This window comes from Kordia sp. SMS9, from assembly GCF_003352465.1.
GTDB lineage: Bacteria > Bacteroidota > Bacteroidia > Flavobacteriales > Flavobacteriaceae > Kordia.
This window is the reverse complement of sequence record NZ_CP031153.1, coordinates 4,307,603-4,327,873: the sequence shown is the minus strand read 5'-3', so window position 1 is coordinate 4,327,873 and position 20,271 is coordinate 4,307,603. Positions and strand designations below refer to the sequence as shown.

11 protein-coding genes are annotated in these 20,271 nt (G+C 32.2%); all 11 read left to right on the top strand.

All coding sequences use genetic code 11. From position 1 onward, the window contains the following. Nucleotides 1-6: 6 nt before the first annotated feature. The 11 genes from KORDIASMS9_RS18305 (at nt 7) to KORDIASMS9_RS18255 (ending at nt 20,103) form a co-directional block, all read left to right on the top strand. Nucleotides 7-3,921 (top strand): hypothetical protein, encoded by a 3,915-nt coding sequence (locus tag KORDIASMS9_RS18305; protein ID WP_114904237.1) that lies wholly within the window; start codon nt 7-9, stop codon nt 3,919-3,921. Next, nucleotides 3,918-4,541 (top strand): hypothetical protein, encoded by a 624-nt coding sequence (locus KORDIASMS9_RS18300; protein ID WP_114904236.1) that lies wholly within the window; start codon nt 3,918-3,920, stop codon nt 4,539-4,541. The genes KORDIASMS9_RS18305 and KORDIASMS9_RS18300 overlap by 4 nt, the downstream gene beginning before the upstream one ends. Before the next feature lie 301 nt (nt 4,542-4,842). Beyond that, entirely contained in the window at nt 4,843-6,147 is a 1,305-nt protein-coding gene (locus KORDIASMS9_RS18295) for an ATP-binding protein (RefSeq protein ID WP_114904235.1), read from the top strand. Between the two features lie 250 nt (nt 6,148-6,397). Continuing rightward, the gene (locus tag KORDIASMS9_RS18290) at nt 6,398-9,031 is read left to right on the top strand and encodes a T9SS type A sorting domain-containing protein (RefSeq protein ID WP_114904234.1); all 2,634 of its coding nucleotides are present in this window, start codon (nt 6,398-6,400) and stop codon (nt 9,029-9,031) included. 308 nt (nt 9,032-9,339) lie between these two features. Continuing rightward, nucleotides 9,340-9,825, top strand: a complete 486-nt coding sequence (locus tag KORDIASMS9_RS18285; RefSeq protein ID WP_114904233.1) for a hypothetical protein — start codon at nt 9,340-9,342, stop codon at nt 9,823-9,825. Between the two features lie 81 nt (nt 9,826-9,906). Beyond that, the gene (locus KORDIASMS9_RS18280) at nt 9,907-10,560 is read left to right on the top strand and encodes a hypothetical protein (RefSeq protein WP_114904232.1); all 654 of its coding nucleotides are present in this window, start codon (nt 9,907-9,909) and stop codon (nt 10,558-10,560) included. 71 nt (nt 10,561-10,631) lie between these two features. Further along, a complete protein-coding gene (locus tag KORDIASMS9_RS18275) occupies nt 10,632-11,279 on the top strand; it encodes a hypothetical protein (protein ID WP_162820042.1) in 648 nt (215 codons plus the stop codon). 85 nt (nt 11,280-11,364) lie between these two features. Continuing rightward, nucleotides 11,365-11,796, top strand: a complete 432-nt coding sequence (locus KORDIASMS9_RS18270; RefSeq protein WP_114904230.1) for a hypothetical protein — start codon at nt 11,365-11,367, stop codon at nt 11,794-11,796. A gap of 17 nt (nt 11,797-11,813) precedes the next feature. Further along, nucleotides 11,814-13,919, top strand: coding sequence for a tetratricopeptide repeat protein (locus KORDIASMS9_RS18265; RefSeq protein ID WP_114904229.1), 2,106 nt, complete (start codon nt 11,814-11,816; stop codon nt 13,917-13,919). Nucleotides 13,920-13,939: 20 nt separating this feature from the next. Continuing rightward, complete coding sequence (locus KORDIASMS9_RS18260; protein WP_114904228.1) at nt 13,940-14,584, top strand: response regulator transcription factor; 645 nt, start codon at nt 13,940-13,942, stop codon at nt 14,582-14,584. A 104-nt stretch (nt 14,585-14,688) separates the two neighbouring features. Next, nucleotides 14,689-20,103: an ATP-binding protein gene (locus KORDIASMS9_RS18255; RefSeq protein ID WP_114904227.1), complete on the top strand. Its 5,415-nt coding sequence runs from the start codon at nt 14,689-14,691 to the stop codon at nt 20,101-20,103. Nucleotides 20,104-20,271 lie beyond the last annotated feature (168 nt).

Here is a 20,271-nt window from a genome sequence, read left to right as displayed (position 1 = left end):
ACACACATGAATACAGCGCGCGCTCAAAAAGGTACAACAGAAAAATCCAAAGGAAATTCCGCTGGATCAAGCACGTTTATTGCGCCAAAAAAAAATAAAAAAAAGCAAAAAAAAGCTACTGACGAAACCAAAGTAGAATTATTTATTGTAGCAAAATCAACCACTGAATCGTCAAAAACTAATGAACCTGCTACGCCTACGGAAAAAAAGGCAAAAGGTAAAAAAGCGTCAGGAACATTCATCGCAGCACAAACTCCGAAAAGCAAAAAAAGCGATTCCAAAAAAGGAGAGACCAATGTTGGGGTTGGAAAAAAGAAAAAAGGAGAAAAAAAGGCAAGCGAAGCAGGCAAAACACCCAAAGGAAAAGAAGCAGCTAAGAAAGAATATAAGGTGATAAAAACACCTTCAAAACCTGAAAAAGACAAGGCTTTTCAAGATACTCTAAAGCATATAAAAGGTGTCAAAGAAGAACAGGAAGTACATCCACCAGGAGAAGCCAAAGCTGCTGAGGTAAAAGCAGCAGCCGTTTTACCAGCGCAAGATCAGCAACAGGTAAATGACCGTGCAACGCATTACGCAAGCATGGAATCGACTTCCAAAGTTGTAAGCAAAAAGAAATTTACAAAAGATACCTTTAAAGCGGCACTCAAAAAAGAATTAGAAGCACTTGAGGAGAACTTGCCAACTGACGAAGCAGGAGCAGAGAAGTTTAAAAAAGACAAACCGCTCGATAAAGTAAAAGGGAATGTAAACAGTAATGTAACTGCCGAAAAAGACAAAGTAGCTGGTCCGTTGGCAACAGATGCCAAAGATCCGAATCCGCCAAAAAGTACAACGCCAACCGTGGAAGCCAAAGCATTGCCTGTAGATGCTGTTGGAAAGCAGCCAAAACCAATCAATAAAAAATCGGCAACGCCAAAACCGAAGCATCGCACTGAGATTTCCATGGAAAAGGAAAGCGATTCTTTAGATGATTTTATGGCAGAAAATAAAATTTCCGATTCGCAACTGTCCAACGCCAACGAACCAAAATTTTCAGAAGCACTCGATTCCAAAAACAAAGCGCAAGACGAAGCTAAAAAAGCGCCAAAAACCTATCGTAAAAAAGAAAATGTAGTATTAGGTGAAGCAAAACTGCAAGCAGGAAAAGAAGGTACGGACAAACTTGGCGCCATGCATGCCATGCGTTCTACAAGTTTTAAAGATGTGTTGGGTGCGCAAAACACCAATGAAAGTGCCGATAAACTAGAGCAAAAACGCATCAACAAAGAATTCACCAAAATCTATGACAAAACCAAAGAAGCCGTAGGAAAACGTTTGGACAAAATATCTACAGATGTAGATGCGTATTTTGAAGAAGGTGGCGCCGTTGAACAGGCGAAGAAATCATTTGAAAAACGTGTAGAGAAAAAACTAGGCGATATTTATGGTTGGACAACTATCGACGATAGTATTGCGAGTTTCTTTGCAGGAGAAGATGTAAATGCAGGCGAAATAGAACGTGTATTCCAAATGGAAAAGCAAATATTTATCAATAAGTTGGATAAAATATTTGATAAAATTTCAGGAATCATTGCCACTGGATTGAATGAATCCATGACAATTATTGAAACAGGTAGAAAAGAAACGGATACTTTTTACAAAGGACTGAGCGACAAACAAAAAGAACTTGCCAAAGATTCCTTGGATACATTTAACGACAAATACACCGATTTAGAAGATACAGTCGCTTCCAAAGAACAAGAATTGGCTCAAGATTTAGCCAAAAAATACAAAGAAAATGTAGACAGTTTGCGTGCTACTTTTGACGAAATAAAGGAGCGTGTAAGTTCCTCTTGGTTAGAAGCGGCCTTCAATTTCTTAAAAGGAATTGTAGAAACCATTCTAAAAATAAAAGACATGCTGTTTACCCTTATAGCAGCACTGGTTGATGCTATTACGGCAATTATTACCGATCCGATTGGTTTCTTGAAAAATCTGTTTATGGGAATCAAACTTGGGTTTGAATATTTCTTCTCCAACATAAAAACACATTTAATCACAGGGTTAATAGAATGGCTCACAGGATCGTTAGGCGGCGTCGGAATTACCATTCCCGATAACTTATTCAGTCTGAAAGGCATTTTCAATTTGGTCATGCAAATTCTAGGACTTACGTGGGATTATTTCAGAAGCAAAGCCGTCAAACTCTTAGGAGAAACCGTCGTTGCTGGTATGGAAAAAGCCGTGGAAGTCTTTACCATTATCAAAGAAAAAGGAGTAAATGGACTTTGGGAGTACATCAAAGAACAGTTTAGCGATTTGAAGGAAATGGTGATGGATGCCATTCGCGACATGATCATTACAAAAGTAGTAGAAGCAGGGATCAAATGGATTATGGGATTATTGAGTCCGGCAGGTGCTTTTGTAAAAGCGGCGATGCTTATTATAGATGTCATTCGCTTCTTCATAGAACGTGCTGCACAAATATTTGAATTGGTAACGGCATTCATTAACGGAATCAAAGCCTTGGCTGCTGGTGGAATAGAAACCTTGGCTAGATCCATAGAAAAAGCCTTGGCAAAAACCTTACCAATACTCATCGGATTCTTGGCGGCATTAGTTGGAATTACAGGCTTAACAGGAAAAGTACAGAAAATCATCAAGCGTGTTCGCAAGCGAATTGACAAGGCAATTAATAAGGTGATTAAGAAGGCTAAAAAAGCTTTCAAAGGTTTGGTAAAAAAAGGGAAGGCAAAAGTAAAAGATATTGCAACCAAGCTTATAGGCTGGCTTAAATTCAAAAACAAATTCAAATCAAAAGACGGAGGCAATCACACATTATTCATCAAGAAAAAAGGAAAAAAACAAGTATTTTATGTTGCCAGTGATCCAACACCCGTAGAGAAATTCTTAAAAGATAAAAAATCAAAAGAAAAAGATAAAACCAAGAAAGGTAATATAGGAAAGGCATTAACCTACTATCAAAAAACGGTGATAAAAGAAGAGAATGATGTTCTGAATAAAGAAAAAGCGTATAAGGTAGAACCTGATAAGAAAAAGAAACGTTCCAAACGATATGAATATCAGAAGGCTACAGAAAAGTTACGGAAAACAATGCAAACTTTTGCAAACAAATTATCGACCTTAGAGTTTGGAAATGAAAATGACGAAACGGTTAGAACCAAAATAACTAAAAAGAAAAAAGGAGGAAGAGCAGGCAATGTAAAAGCGTGGCCATTAACATACTTGCCAGGAGAATATACTGGTTCTACGCCTAAAGAAAAACCACCAGGTTGGACAGGATATGCACAAGATGCCACTGATAAATGGGTAAGAGGTCATTTTTTAAGCGAACAACTACATGGACCTGGAGTAAACTGGAATATGGCACCAATAAGTCAATCAGCAAATTCTCAAATGGAAACTATAGAGCACAAAATGATTCCTAAAATCAAGGAACAAGGTAAATTTTATTATTATATTACAGATGCCACGTATGATGATTCCAGAACTGGAGAAGATAAAAATATACCTACAAAAATTAGAATTGCTTCTGGAGAGCTGAAACGAAAAGAAGGAACCACAGACAAGTTTGTGCCTAAAACAAAAGGCGCATCTGTTCCTATCACAGTTGGGTTGCCAAATTTAGGAGGACCACCAAACTTAAATGTAGTTGGTAGACCTACACTTACAACAAAAGGAATTACAAAAGGTTTAGCTGAAGATATATTAAAATGTAGAGACAAGTTTAAAGAAACAAATGGAGGATTTGATGATCTTAATGATTTAATTAGCAGCATGAAATTAATGTATTCAGACGCTCTAACACCAAAAGAAGGTGGGCAACCTAGTAGAACCTTAGCAAGAGGTATAAGTGCAGCTCACATAGCGCAACTCACTAAAATAATTGAAATAGATCAAAAAGTGAAAATTGAATGATACTACAAGAAAAATTCCAAAAACTGGAACAAGAGTTAAGAAATAATACGAACATACAGATAGAGAAAATTACTATTGGAGATGCTACGGACAAGGATTTATTAAAAGTAATTCTTGACATGTTTGCGTTTGAGATCTCTGATGAAATTATAAAGTTTTATAATGGAACTTCCAGTATAAAAATCAAATGGTTGTGCAACCTTAATGAAAATTCAAACATCCAGAAATTTAATCATGAAGATGAACAAATTTACGGAGATATTGAAATTTATGGGTTGGCGAGAATGACAACCTTTGATGAAAAACTCTTATCAGAATATTGGACAGGGAATATGGAGCCAGAAGAATTAGAAGATGTACAAAACTTTAGATACTTCAACAAACATGATGAATATTTACGATTGGGTTTTTTAATAGAAGATAAAAAAATGTCTGATGAAATGTATTATATTCAAGAAGGTACAACAGGGTTTGCAAAAGCACCATTTAGTTTTGAAGAATATGTAGAAGCAATCTTTACATATAAAGGATTTTTAGGATTTGAATACAATATGTTATATCCAGAAACAGCATCAAATAAAAGAATGCAACATTACATAAAAGAAATATTTGGCGAATAATATATCTAATTTGTTTTAAATACTTAAAAAACTCTCACAAATCTACTTTTGTATGCGTAAATCACAATTTGAAAAAGCAGAAGAAAAGTAGTGTCAACATAAAGAATTAGTATTACAATAAAATGATGCTTCAGAATGCGCAATTGTATCGTGATCATTTTAATGAATGCCCAAAAAGGGGAAAAACACCCTAAAAAAGAGTGTTTTCAACGGTTTCATAAAACAAAAAGTATTCTTTTATTTATAAGTGATAAGCATGTGTGTAATCCGTTTATATATAGATCATTAAATTCACCGAAATATGACTACTGAAATCATAGACTACATAAAGCAAGCAGTACGATTTCGCTTGGCAGACATTTCTGGAAGCGATGAACAAATTGACTTTCCTTCGTTTGACTTTGCCGCTGACGATTCGGAATTTTCCAAATTTGTCACAGAAAACAACTTTCAAATCTATGAAATCCTCATTCTGTTGCTTTCTATGTTGCCGTATATTGCGCCTGGTTTTTTAACCAATATTCTATCAGAATATTTTCCCGACGGAAGCGATTTTCCTGAATTTGGCGGCATAAAAGGAAAACAATATCGCGGTATTTTGCCAACAGGCGAAACTGCTATATTCATTGTAGTTGGAACGAATTACAGAGCGCGCGATTTTATTATTTCTATATTTAATGAAGAACATGCCTTTGCCAAAAAAACAATTTTACAATTGGGAAGTGTACCAGAAGGCGAACCAAAAATTAGTGGAACCTTACTGTTAGATTTTGAATATGTTGAACTATTTGTGTACGGTTCTGTATCAAAACCAAAGCTGAGTCAAGATTTTCCAGCAGAATTGCTAGAAACAGAAATGGGATGGGACGATTTGGTATTGAATCAAAAAACGCTAGATGAGGTAAACAATGTCCTAGTTTGGATGGAACACAATAACACCTTATTGAACGATTTCAACATGATTGACAAAATCAAGCCAGGCTATAAAGTCATGTTTTTTGGAGCGCCAGGAGTTGGAAAAACACTGACCGCTAGTTTGATGGGAAAACACACTGGAAAAGACGTCTATCGTATTGATTTATCACTCGTAATATCAAAATACATTGGAGAAACTGAAAAAAACCTTTCCAATCTCTTTAACAAAGCCAAAAATAAAGATTGGATTCTTTTCTTTGACGAAGCTGATGCCATTTTCGGAAAACGTACTGGAGTTCGTGATGCGCATGACAAATACGCAAACCAAGAAGTATCGTATTTATTACAACGTATCGAAACACATTCAGGATTGGTCATACTGGCGTCCAACTATCGCAGCAATATAGACAAAGCATTTACACGAAGATTTCAATCCATCATTGATTTTGAAACGCCAGGCATTCCAGAACGTTTGGAACTTTGGCAAAAATACATCCCCGATGCATTTATGAGTGACGAAATTAATTTACAAGAGTTAGCAGAAGATTTTGAAGTCACTGGTGCCAACATTGTCAACATTGTACAATTTGCCTGTTTGCAAGTCTTAGCCAATGGCGGCACACAACTCACCAATGAAATCTTAATAAACGCTATTCATAGAGAATATATTAAAGAAGGGCGAATGGTGTAGCAAACCAACCAGAACTATACTAAACAAATTTAAATATACTACTTTTTTTTACATCTGATTTGCTAAGGTGTAAACTTACATTTTCATAATTCCCCACAAATACTTTATATTTACAGAAATTTTTCATTAACTGATAAACCGATTTTTACAATGTACCTTCGTGATGACGAACTGTTGTCACTTCCTCTCCGTGCAAAAGAATACATTATTCCCAACTATACATTCAAGAAAAAGATTTTTTTAAACTCCTATGAAACATAAATTACTTCTTATTTTATTAGTATGTGCTGCTCAATTTGGATTTGGGCAAATTGTAAACATACCTGATTCAAATTTTAAAACTGCCTTGCTAAATCATTCGCCTGTCATTGATACGAATGGTGACAATGAAATACAAGTTTCTGAGGCGTTTCAATTTAATGGAACGCTCAATGTTACTGACAAAAATATCAGTGATTTAACAGGAATTCAAGCCTTTGTAAATATTACAACTTTAAGAGCCAATGTAAACAACCTTTCACAAATAGACATCAGTCAAAATGTCAATTTACAGACTTTAAATGTTAGAGATAACACACTTTCATCAATTGATGTAACCAACAATGTGAGTTTAAGAGATCTGATTTTAAATAATAATAATATATCGAGCATTGATGTTAGTCAAAATTTACAATTATCAAGTTTAGATATTACTCAAAACCAATTCACTAGTATTGATGTGAGTCAGAACATCCTGTTAAATTTTTTATCTTGTTCGCTTAATCAACTCACTAGTTTAGATGTAACTCAAAATTCGGTATTAATTCTTCTTCGTTGCTCATTTAATCAGCTAACCACTTTAGATGTCAGTCAAAACACTGCTTTAACGAATTTATCTTGTGATGGAAATCAATTAACAAGCCTAAGTATTAATCAAAATTCAGCATTAGAAAATTTATCTTGCAACAATAACCAACTTGCCAGTTTAGATGTCACTCAAAACTCACAATTGAAGTCTATATATTGCGAGCAAAATCAACTTACAAGCATAGACGTTAGTCAAAATAATCAATTGGAATTTTTCTATTGTTCTAACAATCAGTTGTCAAGTTTAGACATAACTCAAAATACTTCATTGCTTTATTTCATTTGTTCTTACAATCAATTAACGAGTTTAGATGTTACACAGAATACACTATTAAGAGATTTACGATGCAGCGATAATCTGTTGACGACTTTAGATGTTTCTCAAAATGTTTCATTAGGAGTTTTTAATTTTTTTGATTCACTAAATTGTTCAAGAAATTTGCTAACCACGCTCGATTTGAGCAACAATGTAAATTTATTTAAGGTAATACTAACTGAAAATTATTTTTTGGAATCTGTAAATTTAAAAAATGGAAACAACGTTAATATTGATACTTTAAATACAGAAGGATGTACCAACTTACAAACCATTTGTGTAGATGATATTGGCTATGCAGTAATAAATCTTTCCGATAACATAGAACCACAAACTATTTTTGTGGAAGATTGTAATGCCACAACAGTTGATTACAATATAATTACGGGAACTGTTGCACTAGACCTTGATAATAACGGTTGTGATATAAATGATTTTTCATTACAAAATTTTATGGTAGAAACCACCGATGGCACCAATACCTATGCCACCTTTACAAATATAAATGGAGTATATGCAATAGATGTAAGCAATACTACCTATACTACCTCTGTAATCAATCTTCCTTCCTATATAGCTTCAAATCCAACCACTGCTACGAGTACTTTTACAGGATTTAATACTACGGAAACTGTAGACTTCTGCTTAACTCCAAATCAAGCCAACATTGATGATTTGCGCATTATATTGATTCCGACCAATGAGGCACGACCAGGTTTTGATGCAAAATACCAATTAATATATCAAAATTTGGGCATTCAGTCTATGACCGGAACCATTACATTGCAATTTGATGATAGCATGCAAAGTTTTGTATCTTCCAATCCTTCAACGGCTTCAACAACGGCAAACACATTAACGTTTAATTACGCGAATTTGCTGCCTTATGAATCGCGCGTAATTCAAATTAGATTGAACACCAATCCGCCACCAGTTGTAAATGGAGATGATATTTTAAACCTGACGGCGCAAATACTTCCTATTGCAAATGATGCAAGTCCAACTAATAATACATACAATTTAGACCAAATTGTTGTCAACTCTTTTGATCCTAACGACAAACAAGTACTACAGGGAAGTCAAATAACCATTGATGAAACAGATGAATATCTAGATTATCTCATTCGTTTTCAAAATACAGGAACTGCCAGCGCCATCAATGTCGTTGTGACTGATGAATTGAGTGATAAACTAGATTGGAGTACACTGCAGCCTATTTCCTCTAGTCATCCATATAGTGTGCGAATCACTAATGGTAATTTTGTTGAATTTATCTTTGAAAATATCAATTTGCCAAGCATGATGAATGATGAGCCAAACTCTATTGGTTTTATTGCGTTCAGAATAAAACCAAAAAGTGATGTGGTTATAGGTGATATTATAAATGGAGAAGCTAAAATTTACTTTGATTTCAATGCGCCAATTATTACAAATACAGTATCAACAGAAATTGTAAATGCACTTTCGGTAGCAGAAAATACAAACTATAGAGGATTTAATGTATATCCAAATCCTGTGGTAGACAACTTAATGATACGTGGAACAACTACCATTGAAACAATTTCTATCTACGATATTCAAGGAAAACTATTAAAAGAAATAGCTACACAAAATGCGCTAACAGAAAAAACGATAAATATGAATAGTTTTACTACAGGAATTTACTTTATAAAAATTGGAGCAGATTCAGGAGTACAATCTGTAAAAATCATTAAAAAATAGGATTTCTATTTAGTCATTATAATAAAGAAAAATAGCTCTTCTACTACTAAGAGTTTTACTTTTCAAATCAACACACACAAAGGCGCAATACCCACAAAAAAGGTATTGCGCCTTTTTCTATTCTCAAAAACCATCTTTCCAAAACAAAATATCACATAAATAGGTGAGGTAAAAATCACCTAACTGTGTGTTTTGTCGCCTTTCTTTCCTAGCTACTTTTGGAGGGTACAATTTAAATGATCATTTGAATACAGGAGGCATCTGAAAATCCCAAACAGAGTAGGAACCAATTTATAAATCATAATATCATGTTAGATAGACGATACGAAATAACATCCGTAGAAAACAATGAAACCTATACAGGTTTTGCCAGAGGCGCAAAAACTATTTGCACAGATCCTATAGCAGGCACCAAAGGATGCGCCACATTTGAAGCCAACAATGATGGCAAAGTAACCATAACACTTGCTGTAAAAACAGGTTTCATCACCTTATTTGAACGCGTTTTTTCCATTGATTCTGATAAAAAATTCACCTTCAAAAGTGACGATGGAAGATTTTCACTAGTCATAGAAATTAAAAACTTCGAAATTGTAGAAAACAATATCAATTTCAATGTGAGTTTAAAATTCTGCTTGTCAACGTTCTGTACAGGCGAAATCACTGCTGAATTTAGTTTGCCAATTCCTTTTGACAGAATCGATCCCAACAAACATTTACAACAAACAGACGATCTTTTATTACAAATATTGCTTGCTAATTGGCAAGAAACGAACAAATGTAACTGTCAGTAAAATTTACAAATTGGCGCGATCCGAAAAGCCATCAATAGAGTAGGAAACAAAACAAAATCAACCAAAATAAAAACATATATCATGTCTACATTCAAATTACAAATCGCATTCTCAGACGACGAATTAAGAGCCATTTACGATTCAGGAACAAGCGTTATTATTGCAAAACCATCCATTGGCGGAGACGATCCAAACGTGGCTTGGCAAGTATTCAAACCGTTTCAAGCCAACACACTTTCATGGAAAGAAGAATACGGAATTTACGCTTCTACCAGCGAAGTGAAAAACGGCGCACAATTGAGTCAACTATCAAGTGTTCCCGTAGGAGCTTCTATGAACAAACTGTATGTATTGGAAGACAATGCAACCATTTCTGGACCTTCGTATGGAGGAGAAGTCAACTCGTATGCACTGACCAATAGTTATTCTGGCGGAATCATTCCAGGAACAGACAATCCCAACAAACGTGTGATGACAGTTGGATTATTTCAAGATGCCAACCTAAACGGAACAGAAATTAAAGGAAATGCAGTTTCAGCGGCGCCTGTTTTGTTGGCAAGCACGGCAATTATGACGCCTTTTACAACAGTGTATATATGGTTGCAATCGCAAGTAAAAAGTAATTCGGTGGTTACTACGGTTACTTCAAAGAAAACGGCATTGGTGTTCGGAAACGGAATCAATGATCTTTCAGTAACCTATGATGCGCCAACTGGAAAATTCCTTCCAGCATAAACTTTTGTAATCATGCAACAGGGCAATCAAAAATTGCTCTGTTGCAACTTAATCACAACTTAAATTCTTGTATGATGAATCAAAAAGATGAATTAATCGTATTGCATGTGCAAAATACGTACATGAATCAAATTAGATACCCAAACGTTAGAGATAAACTGCTGAAAACGATCAACGTATTAGTAAGATCATTCAAGCAAAACGGACAAATATGTTTTTTCTTAGACTATCCAGAATCCGGTGGAGAATCCGCGATTACAATTGAAGATAAAAAAAATATAAAAACCTATACAGCACCAGCTGGAGATGCTCCAGCATATCAATTGAATACAAGCTCCGTTACGTTAACAGGTTTGTGGATTGGTGCCTGTGTAAACAACGCAATTATGACTATTGTTCGTGGATTTATACGGAATCCAAAAATAAATAAATTTGGCAGACTCGTCATTTCTCTACCAGGCATGGGAGTTTGTAAACAAACCAAACTTTTGGACGATATGTATGCTGAATCCGTAGAAACCACTTTTATAAGAGCTTTTGAATATGATTCTAGCAACGCTTTTTTTAAAAACAATAAAGCGGTTCAAGATCGAGGTTTGTTTGTGGTTTTTATTAGAAAACACAAAGATCCTGACAAAACTATTTCCAAAAAAATTACCATAGTACCCGCATCAAAAAAATCATCAGGAAACATGTTTTGGATTGAATTATTCTTTTAAGTACTAAAATTTGTAGTTATAATTATTCACTAAGAGAGAGAAATTTTGACTAAATTCATGGTGTAAACCAACTAATTACAATACCATGAATCGTATCAAACCTCAAGTAACTTCTTTTACAGCGAAAGTAAAACGTACAAAAGATGCCGCTTCCGCAGATAAAATCCACGTATTTGCAACTATAAAAACCAATTTTACAGCAACTGTTGTCAAATTTTCTCAAAAGCATTTATATACCTTACGAATGGTTGACAATGCAGGTGATGCTTTCAATCTGTTAAAGTATGACATTTATTTAATTCCGTCGTTAGATGAAGATGCTTCTGAACAAATGGTACAACATGAAAATCTATTCAAACTAGAAAAAGAAGATGGTGTACAATTTGAATTCGATGAAGAAGAAAACTCGCTATTTATGATGGAAGTTAAAATTCAAGGAACGCGTCCTGAAGGCACCAAACGAAGAGTCATTACCTATGAAGACTGTGATGAAATTGATGAAGCCATGGGATATTAGTATAAATAATTCTATACATGAAATACTTTAAAACGGTTCAAAAGGAGTATAAAACTTCTGTGATCTTGTTGTGTTTGCTTACGTGTATGCAATGTAAAAAGCAAGATATTCCACAAAACATAGACGTTCAAAAACAGATTGACAGTTTGCACACAAAAGCATTTGCTTTGATGCGAAACAACGATTGGGAAACTATGTTTTCAACAGCAAAAAAAGGAGATTCACTAGCCAAATCTATTTCTTATACAAAAGGGATTGCTAAAAGTATACGCATTCAATCATATTATTGGAATCATAAGCATCAACTCGATAGTGCATTTTATGCGTTGCAAAAAGCCGAACAAATTGAACGTGAAGCTAACAATTTTATAGGATTACGCGCGGTATACAATACCAAAGCTTTGCTATACAAACGAAATGAATTGTACGACGAAGCATTGGAAGTATATGAAAAAGCACTTAAAATTCAAGATAGTAGCATTTCCAACATTCAGCAGAGCAAAACACACGCCAATATTGCCAATGTTTATGCTCAAAAAGGCACCTACAATTTAGCGGCATATCACCATCATCAAGCATTGTTGCTACTAAAAAATGATTCTACAAACAAACAAGTTTTAAGAGCTTACACAAATTTGGGAAACGTGTACAGTTTATCGTCCGATTACAAACAGGCAGAATTTTATTATAAAAAAGCATTGCGACAGCGTCAACGTGCTGAAAATGAAGTTGAAATTGCCAAATTATACAATAATTTGGGCGCGTTGTTTTATGAAAAAGGAGAAGACGGAATTTCACTAGATTATTTCAAAAAAAGCATTCAACTCAAAGAAAAATTACGAGATTCTTCTGTACTAGTTGAAGGATATTTGAATATTGCAGAATTATATGTGGAACGCAAGCCAGTTCTAGCTTTTAAGTATTTAGATAAGGCAGAAAAACTCATACAATTCACACAAAAATCGTCACATATTGCCAAAATTCATCTTTCAAAAGCTGCTATTTATCAATCTCAAAACAAAAATCAACAGGCAAAAAAAGAATTAATAAAAGCAATTCAACACTCAAAAGGGCAAGAAAAACTCACATTTGAGCGTTATTTTGCAAAAATGCAGGCGGAAATTGCTGTGAAAGAACAAAACTATAAAGAGGCGTACGATCACAGAATTCGCTTTGAAGCGCTGAATGATTCTATTTTTAATGAAGAAAAGTTATGGGATATTGCGGCAATTCAGCGTGCTTCACAAGCAAAAGCCAAAAAAGCAGCAATTGCGTTGTTGGAAAAGGAAAAAGCCTTGGCTGATGAAATTGTGCTTCGGAAGCAACAAGAAAATGAAACATTGTATGCGTTTTTAATCGCTTTTGGTGTCATTGCGTGTTTGCTATTTATCATTGCATTTTACTTTTATAAGTTGAAAAAAACTACGAGTCAACTCGCCAAACAGCAAGAATTATTATTACAAGAACGCATTCAGAATTTGGTGAGTGATCAAGAAATACAAATCATCAATGCAAGTTTGGAAGCCCGCGAAAAGGAGAAAGCTTCCATCTCTAAAGAATTGCACAACAATATTGGAAGTTTGCTGACTTCCATGAATTTTCACGTACAAGCATTTGACGGAAAGATAATGGCAGCGCATCAAGGAACCAAACAATTATATGATAAAACCTTAAAAATCATTCAGAACATTACGCAGGAAATTAGGAGCATTTCGCATCGTTTTGATCAAGATCCGATTCCCGAATTTGATCTAAAAATGGCAATTTTAAATTTTGCTGAAAAAGTGGCAAATCCGCAACTCAACATACAGACGGCAATTCACGGTTTGGAACAGTTTCAAAACTCACACATCAGTATTTTCATTTTTAGAACCTTGCAGGAATTGGTCAACAATACCATAAAACATGCGGCAGCAACCAGCGTAATTATTTACATCACCAAAAATAATAGCAGCATTAATATCATGGTTGAAGACGACGGAAAGGGTTTTGAAGCAAATCAAATCACTCATGGTATTGGATTGAAAAACCTTCGAAAACAAGTACAAATGATGGATGGTACTTGCGATATAGATTCTAAAAAAACACGTGGTACTACCGTAAACATTGATATACCAATATAAAATCAATCAATTATTGAAAGATGAAAAAACTACAACTACTCATTTGCGACGATCACAATTTAGTGTCAGAAGGCATTGCAGTCATGCTTGAAAGTGAAAACCGGTATGAAATTCACATCGTAACTTCGGGAACACAAGCATTACAGCACATACAAACGCATGTAGTTGATGTTTTGATTTTAGATATTTCCATGCCTGAAATGAGCGGTTTGGATGTTTTAGATGCTTTGAAAGAAGCCGAAATTCAGCAAAACGTTTTGATGCTCACTATGCACGAACAGGTGAAGTTCATCAAAGATGCCATTGCCAAAGGCGCAAAAGGGTATGTCTTAAAAAGTACTAGCAAGGCTATGCTGATGGAAGCCATTCAAAAAGTGGCACAAGGAGAAAATTTTTACGATCCAAGACTCACCACGATTCTACTCAACGATTTGCATGAAGTTTCCCAAAAAAAACAAATAGCGCTTGTAAAACTCACGCCACGCGAAATAGATATTTTAAAACTCATTGCGCAAAACAAAAAAACAAAGGAAATTGCGGACATTTTATTCATCTCTGTAAACACCGTACAATCGCATAAAAAGAATTTGTATAGCAAACTCAACATTCACTCTGTTTCCGAGTTGGTGACGTATGCGTTTCAACATGGTTTTGTGGAGGTTTAGAGCCTTATTTCTTTGATGCAGATATAATTAGTTTATGTATTACGGGAATCCTCATTCTTTTATTGTAGATATATTCTTATATTTAGCTAACGTAAATAAAGAATATGTCAAGTTCCAACCTATCCAAGTATTCCGCAAAAATTAAAGATGTTTATATTGAATTAAAAGGTTATGAGTTCTTTCATAGTCCTTTTTATCAAGACGAAGATCATACAGATTCTGCAAATTCTAATAATCGTTTTATTGGTAGAAGAAAAATTTTAGAAAGAATACAATCTATACTTAAAAACACAAAAATAAAGTCTGGAGCCTATTTAATAACTGGTTTTAGAGGTATGGGGAAAACAAGTGTAATTCGTGAAGCAGTATTTAAACATAATAATAAACATAAACTAGAGAGTAGTGATTTAAAAAGTTTTTGGATAAATCTAGTTATTTTTAAAAAAGTACTATTTGTATTTATTTATTCCTTATTTCTTTTTTCATTAATATTTGGGGGTTTTTTAATACTATTACAACTACATATGGTATTCTTGATGCTATTATTATTAATATTTGCTATCAGATTTATATTTAGGAAAGATTACACTAATAATATGAAGCCTAAAATAAAAGAATCAAAAATTATAAAATCATTGTGGAATTTATTTAAGGTGCTATTTATAATTTCGATAACTTTTATTGTTTGTCTAGATGCTTATCTCTCTGAATTCAATATTTTTTCTTCAATCAAAAGCTTTTTTACATACGGAAAAGATTCTACTACTATAAAAGATATTATGACTTCATACGAATTAGTAAATCACTTTAGTGAAGTTAGTTATGTTAAATTAATGATTGGAATATTATTATCCTTACTTTTATTAAATCTCTTCTTCTTCATAAATGATTTAGGAGTTCAGCTCATAAAAAAATATAGAATAAAGAAAAACAATGAAAAAATAATAAATCACTATAAGATATTTGAAATAAACCTTTCTCAAGATAGTCTTAATGAAATAGATATTCTTAGAAGAATAACAATAGATGTAAGAGATTATTGGCAAAAAAATAAAAATAATTTTAACACAAGAAACTTTGATAGAAGGATATTCTTCTTGGGGAGTTTAATTCTTAAACTGATAAATAATAAAAATAATATCAATGAAGAAGCTAATTTTGATAGAGTTTTATTGAAATTAAATATTTTATTGAACAGAATAAGTGGAAAGGTTACAACACAAAAAGAGGTGGGCTCTGGTAGAGGTATTACAACAAAAGCTAATAGTTTTACGACTCTAAAAATACCCTATAGTTCTTATAAAAGTAGAAATGAGGTTTCTTATCCAGTAGCAAGTGCTAAAGAAGTTGAAGATTCACTAATAGAAATTTTTAAAGACATAGATACTATGAGAAAGAATTCTCAATTAGATATCAAACAATTTATCTTTATTATTGATGAGTTAGATAAAATAGAGCAACAAAGTACAGTAAGTATTGAAGAAAAAGAATCTTCAAATCCAAAATTTGACTATGATTCGCTTAATAACAATAGATATAGACAAAGACAAGAAGCAGTAGCCTCTTTACTTGCCAATTTAAAAGGATTTTTAAATGTCGTTAGAGTTAAGTTCTTCTTCATAGGAGGGAGAGAAATGTACGATGCATATCTGGCTGATATTGCTGATAGAGATTCTTTTTATAGTAGTATTTTCAATGATGTTATTTATGTGAAAAGTTTCTTTAAAGACTCTTCTAAATCTGAATATGGTAAAGGAGGAATTACCCAAATGACAGAAAAATATCTTTGTAATTTAATTTTAAATAATTTAATAACTAAAGATTATGAAAATGAAGAAAAAGTCGATAATAAAGATCAAAATATAAAAGATCCTAATTTAAAAAAGCTTTATAAATATTTGCATTTTAAAAAAAGTGATAATAAGAATTTTTTAATAAAAACATATGAGGAAAATACTGAAAAGCTAAAAGATGTAGACGAAAACACAAAAAAACAAATAGCTAAAATTGTTTCTATTTTACAAAATTTCATAGTTTATCTTGCTTATAGAAGTAATGGAACTCCAAAAAAATTAACAACTTTAGTTGAAAAAATAATTGTAACTAAATCAAATGAAGACATAGAAGAACCATCTTTTAGACAGGAGAACTTAGTCGTATTACAGGATCACAAAAAAGTAGGCTGCAAGGAGCCCAAAAGAGACCGATTATTTTTAAAATTCAGTTACAATTTTCAATATGAAATAGGTCTAACAGCAAGTTTATATCGTCCTTATATTATAAGTAATAGTCGACATTTAAAGTCCTTAGGGGATAAATTATTATATTCTTCTTCGTTCATCATAGATCATATTTTTAAATTTCATCCTTTTGGTTTTTCTTGGAGAAATCTTGAACTTATTCCAGAGGTAGTTTTAGTAAATAGAGAGCCAAACTTGAGAAAATTTATAGATGATTTAATGCGTTTTTATTCTTCAAATTATTTAGAGGATGCTATTAGTGGAATTTTTGATTATAAATTTAGAGGAATAGTAAGGCGAGAACTTATTTATCTTTCTAAAACTTCAGACTTGAGTTCAGCTGCTTTCAATTTTACATTGGATGAATCGTTATTCACAAAACGACATTATAAAAAAAGATTAATTGAACTTGAGAACAAATATGATAAATACATACCAATTCATGATGATAATCAATTCGTACATGCCATAAGTTTTACTCAAACTATATTGGGAGATTTACATTTTTACGACAAAGAATACGATGAAGCAATTATATATTATTCAGAGTCCATACAATCTTTACGATTTCCTACTGCAGTAACTAAAGGTCAAATAACAAGACATCAATTTTTAATTTGGTTAAGAAATCAGTTAAAATTAGGTCTTACTTTAGAAAAAATACGTGCTTTTGACTCAGCATTTTCTCTATACAAAACATTGATTCTTGATACACAAAGATACTTAGAAAAAATGGTTGTAAATGAAGAAAATTTTCAATTAGATGTTTCAGATGACCATAGAAAGATGAACTTGATTAGTATGCCTTTTATAGCATTGCTAGGCGTTATTGAAAAGTCTAGGGTAGATGGAGTAACCTATGATAGCTTATTTGAAAATAGGCAAGATTTTTTACAAATGATAGAGAGTAAGTCTTTGATTAGTCTTAAAGAGAATACAGGTAAAGAGTTATTTAGTAAAAAAATAAATTCAAATAAAAATAAATTAAAAAACATACCAAGTATATATAGCTATCGAAAAAATTACTTAAAATCAGATTATTACAATAACGTAGGAAGCATTTTGTTTTACAAAAATTGTCAATACCCAAACTTTTTTAGATCTGAGATAAGAAAATATCATTTAGAAGCATTTTTAACAAAAAATAAAGAAGATAACATTATTCTAAAACAGCAATATAAAATTTACAACAAAGATATAATACAAAGTCCACACATAACAAAACGTCCATACGATTTTTATCCTTCTTTAACATCATTTAATTATTATTGGAATTCTATTTATTTCTTGACCTTAAATCATCAGAGTAGGATAATCAAAAAAATTAAAAAAAGAAAAAATATAATTTCAGAATCAGATAATCTTCAGTCTAAAGTATCATTACAAGAAAATTTGTTAGCTATGAGTGCTGGATATTTATTGCCTGAATGTATTGATATGATTAGTGGAAAACGAATGTATTATTTGGCAACTGTAATAGCTAAACTTGGAGATTGTATCTTATCATCATTAAAAAAGGAAGAGTTTAAAATACCAAAAGAAGAATTTAAAATATTAGATAATGATATTAATAATACAGAAATTGAAAAAAGAGAAATTAATATAAAAAAATTTATAGAGTTGGTCGATGATAATTTATTCACAACTCAAACAGTTTTTCATGTATACAAGCTTGCAGCAGCACTATTTAAAAGATCAGGACACAACTATTATTATGGAGTACACTTAATAAAAATGCTGTACCTTATAAAAGATCTTGTGGAAATCAATAAGGAGCATGAAAAAAATGAAATTGATGAAACAAAAGTTAATACGGATGTTTCTAAAAAAAATAAAACAAGCGGAAGTGAAATAGTTAAAAATGATGATTATTTAAGTAGAATTGAAAAATTTTTAAATATCCAAATTGAAGATCAAAACTTCCGAAGTATTGAAGAAGTTGCAGAAACTGTATTTATGGTAACAAGTTGGAATAATGAGATCGCAAATAGACCTCAAATTCTCAAATATAGAGAGATTCTTGAAATTTTTGAAAATAAAGATGTAGGAAGAAATATTTTATATAATAATTTAAGTAATACTTCTAATAATAGAGAAGTATTAATTTTGGTTGAAGAAATAAAAATGAAACTGAACTCAACAAATATTAAAAACACAAAGATTGAGTTTCAAAAAGGACAAAAGGAAAAAGAACAAAAAGGGCAGAAGAATACAGAAAAAAATTATACTAAATTTTTAAAAGATTTTAAATTAAGTAAGGGACTAATATCTCCTTATTCTTCTATGAATAATAGATATTTGCGAATGTTAGAATTGAAATATAGAACTGAACGCTGTTATTTTATAATGAAAAATATCTTAGGTTTAGAAGATTTTTTCGATATGGAAATGGACTTTTCAGAAAATTCAAAATTAACAAACCAAAAGAGTCTTCAAGAACATACTAAAAGTAATTTGGCTTTTATTTTAGATTCCAATGAATCTACTATTTTAATAAAGGATATAATAGAATTTTTAACGAAAGAGGCTTTATTCTGTCTACAAGAATTAATTAAAATGTTTAAACTTTATGATCCAGGTTATGTAATAGGATATTCTTACATTGCATTGGCTCATGATAGAATGGCAGATTGGTGTAATGTATACGAAAATTATAAAAACATAATAAAAAAATATGATTCATTAGATAATAATGAATCCAAATCTTCTGTAAAGGAAGATGAAGTAGATCAATCGGCTGAGAACTCAAAAAAATCAGATAAGCATGGAAATCATAATTCTAAACCTCTTGAGCAAACCAAAAAAACAGATCAATTAGTTGGTAACTTTGAAAATTTTAAAAAGGAGCTAATGATCATTCTTGGTTCTGAAATTTTATCTTATTTGGAGCCTAAAACACATTATGAAATTGCAAACCAATATTATTATAAGGTTGTCCAAATGCATTCCGATAGTAAAGCCTATAATGATAAACTATACGAAATCTATATTTTAGAAGATGATTATAACGATATTTCAACACATCATGCATTGGCATCTGAGAGAATGCGTGTGAATACTGGGTCTATTAGGAAAAAACTAAATCGTATTAAGAAAAAGTTAGAAAAACATAAATCTAGGGTATATCAATACAAGTCATATTTTCCAGGAATCATTGATTCCAATGAAAATGAAGCATCAATAGAGAGAAATATTAACAATGAGTTGATCAAATCTTACAAAGATTTTTTTAATTCAGATATTGCAGTAAATACTAGTGAGAAAAAAAATAATGCTTAATAAAATCTCTTGTAGCAAACTCAACATTCACTCTGTTTCCGAGTTGGTGACGTATGCGTTTCAACATGGTTTTGTGGAGGTGTAAATTATTTAATAAATGATTAATATTTATTATTTTAGATCAACTTTTTGTGAGTATTGATTTGGAATTCTAAATATAAATTGTAA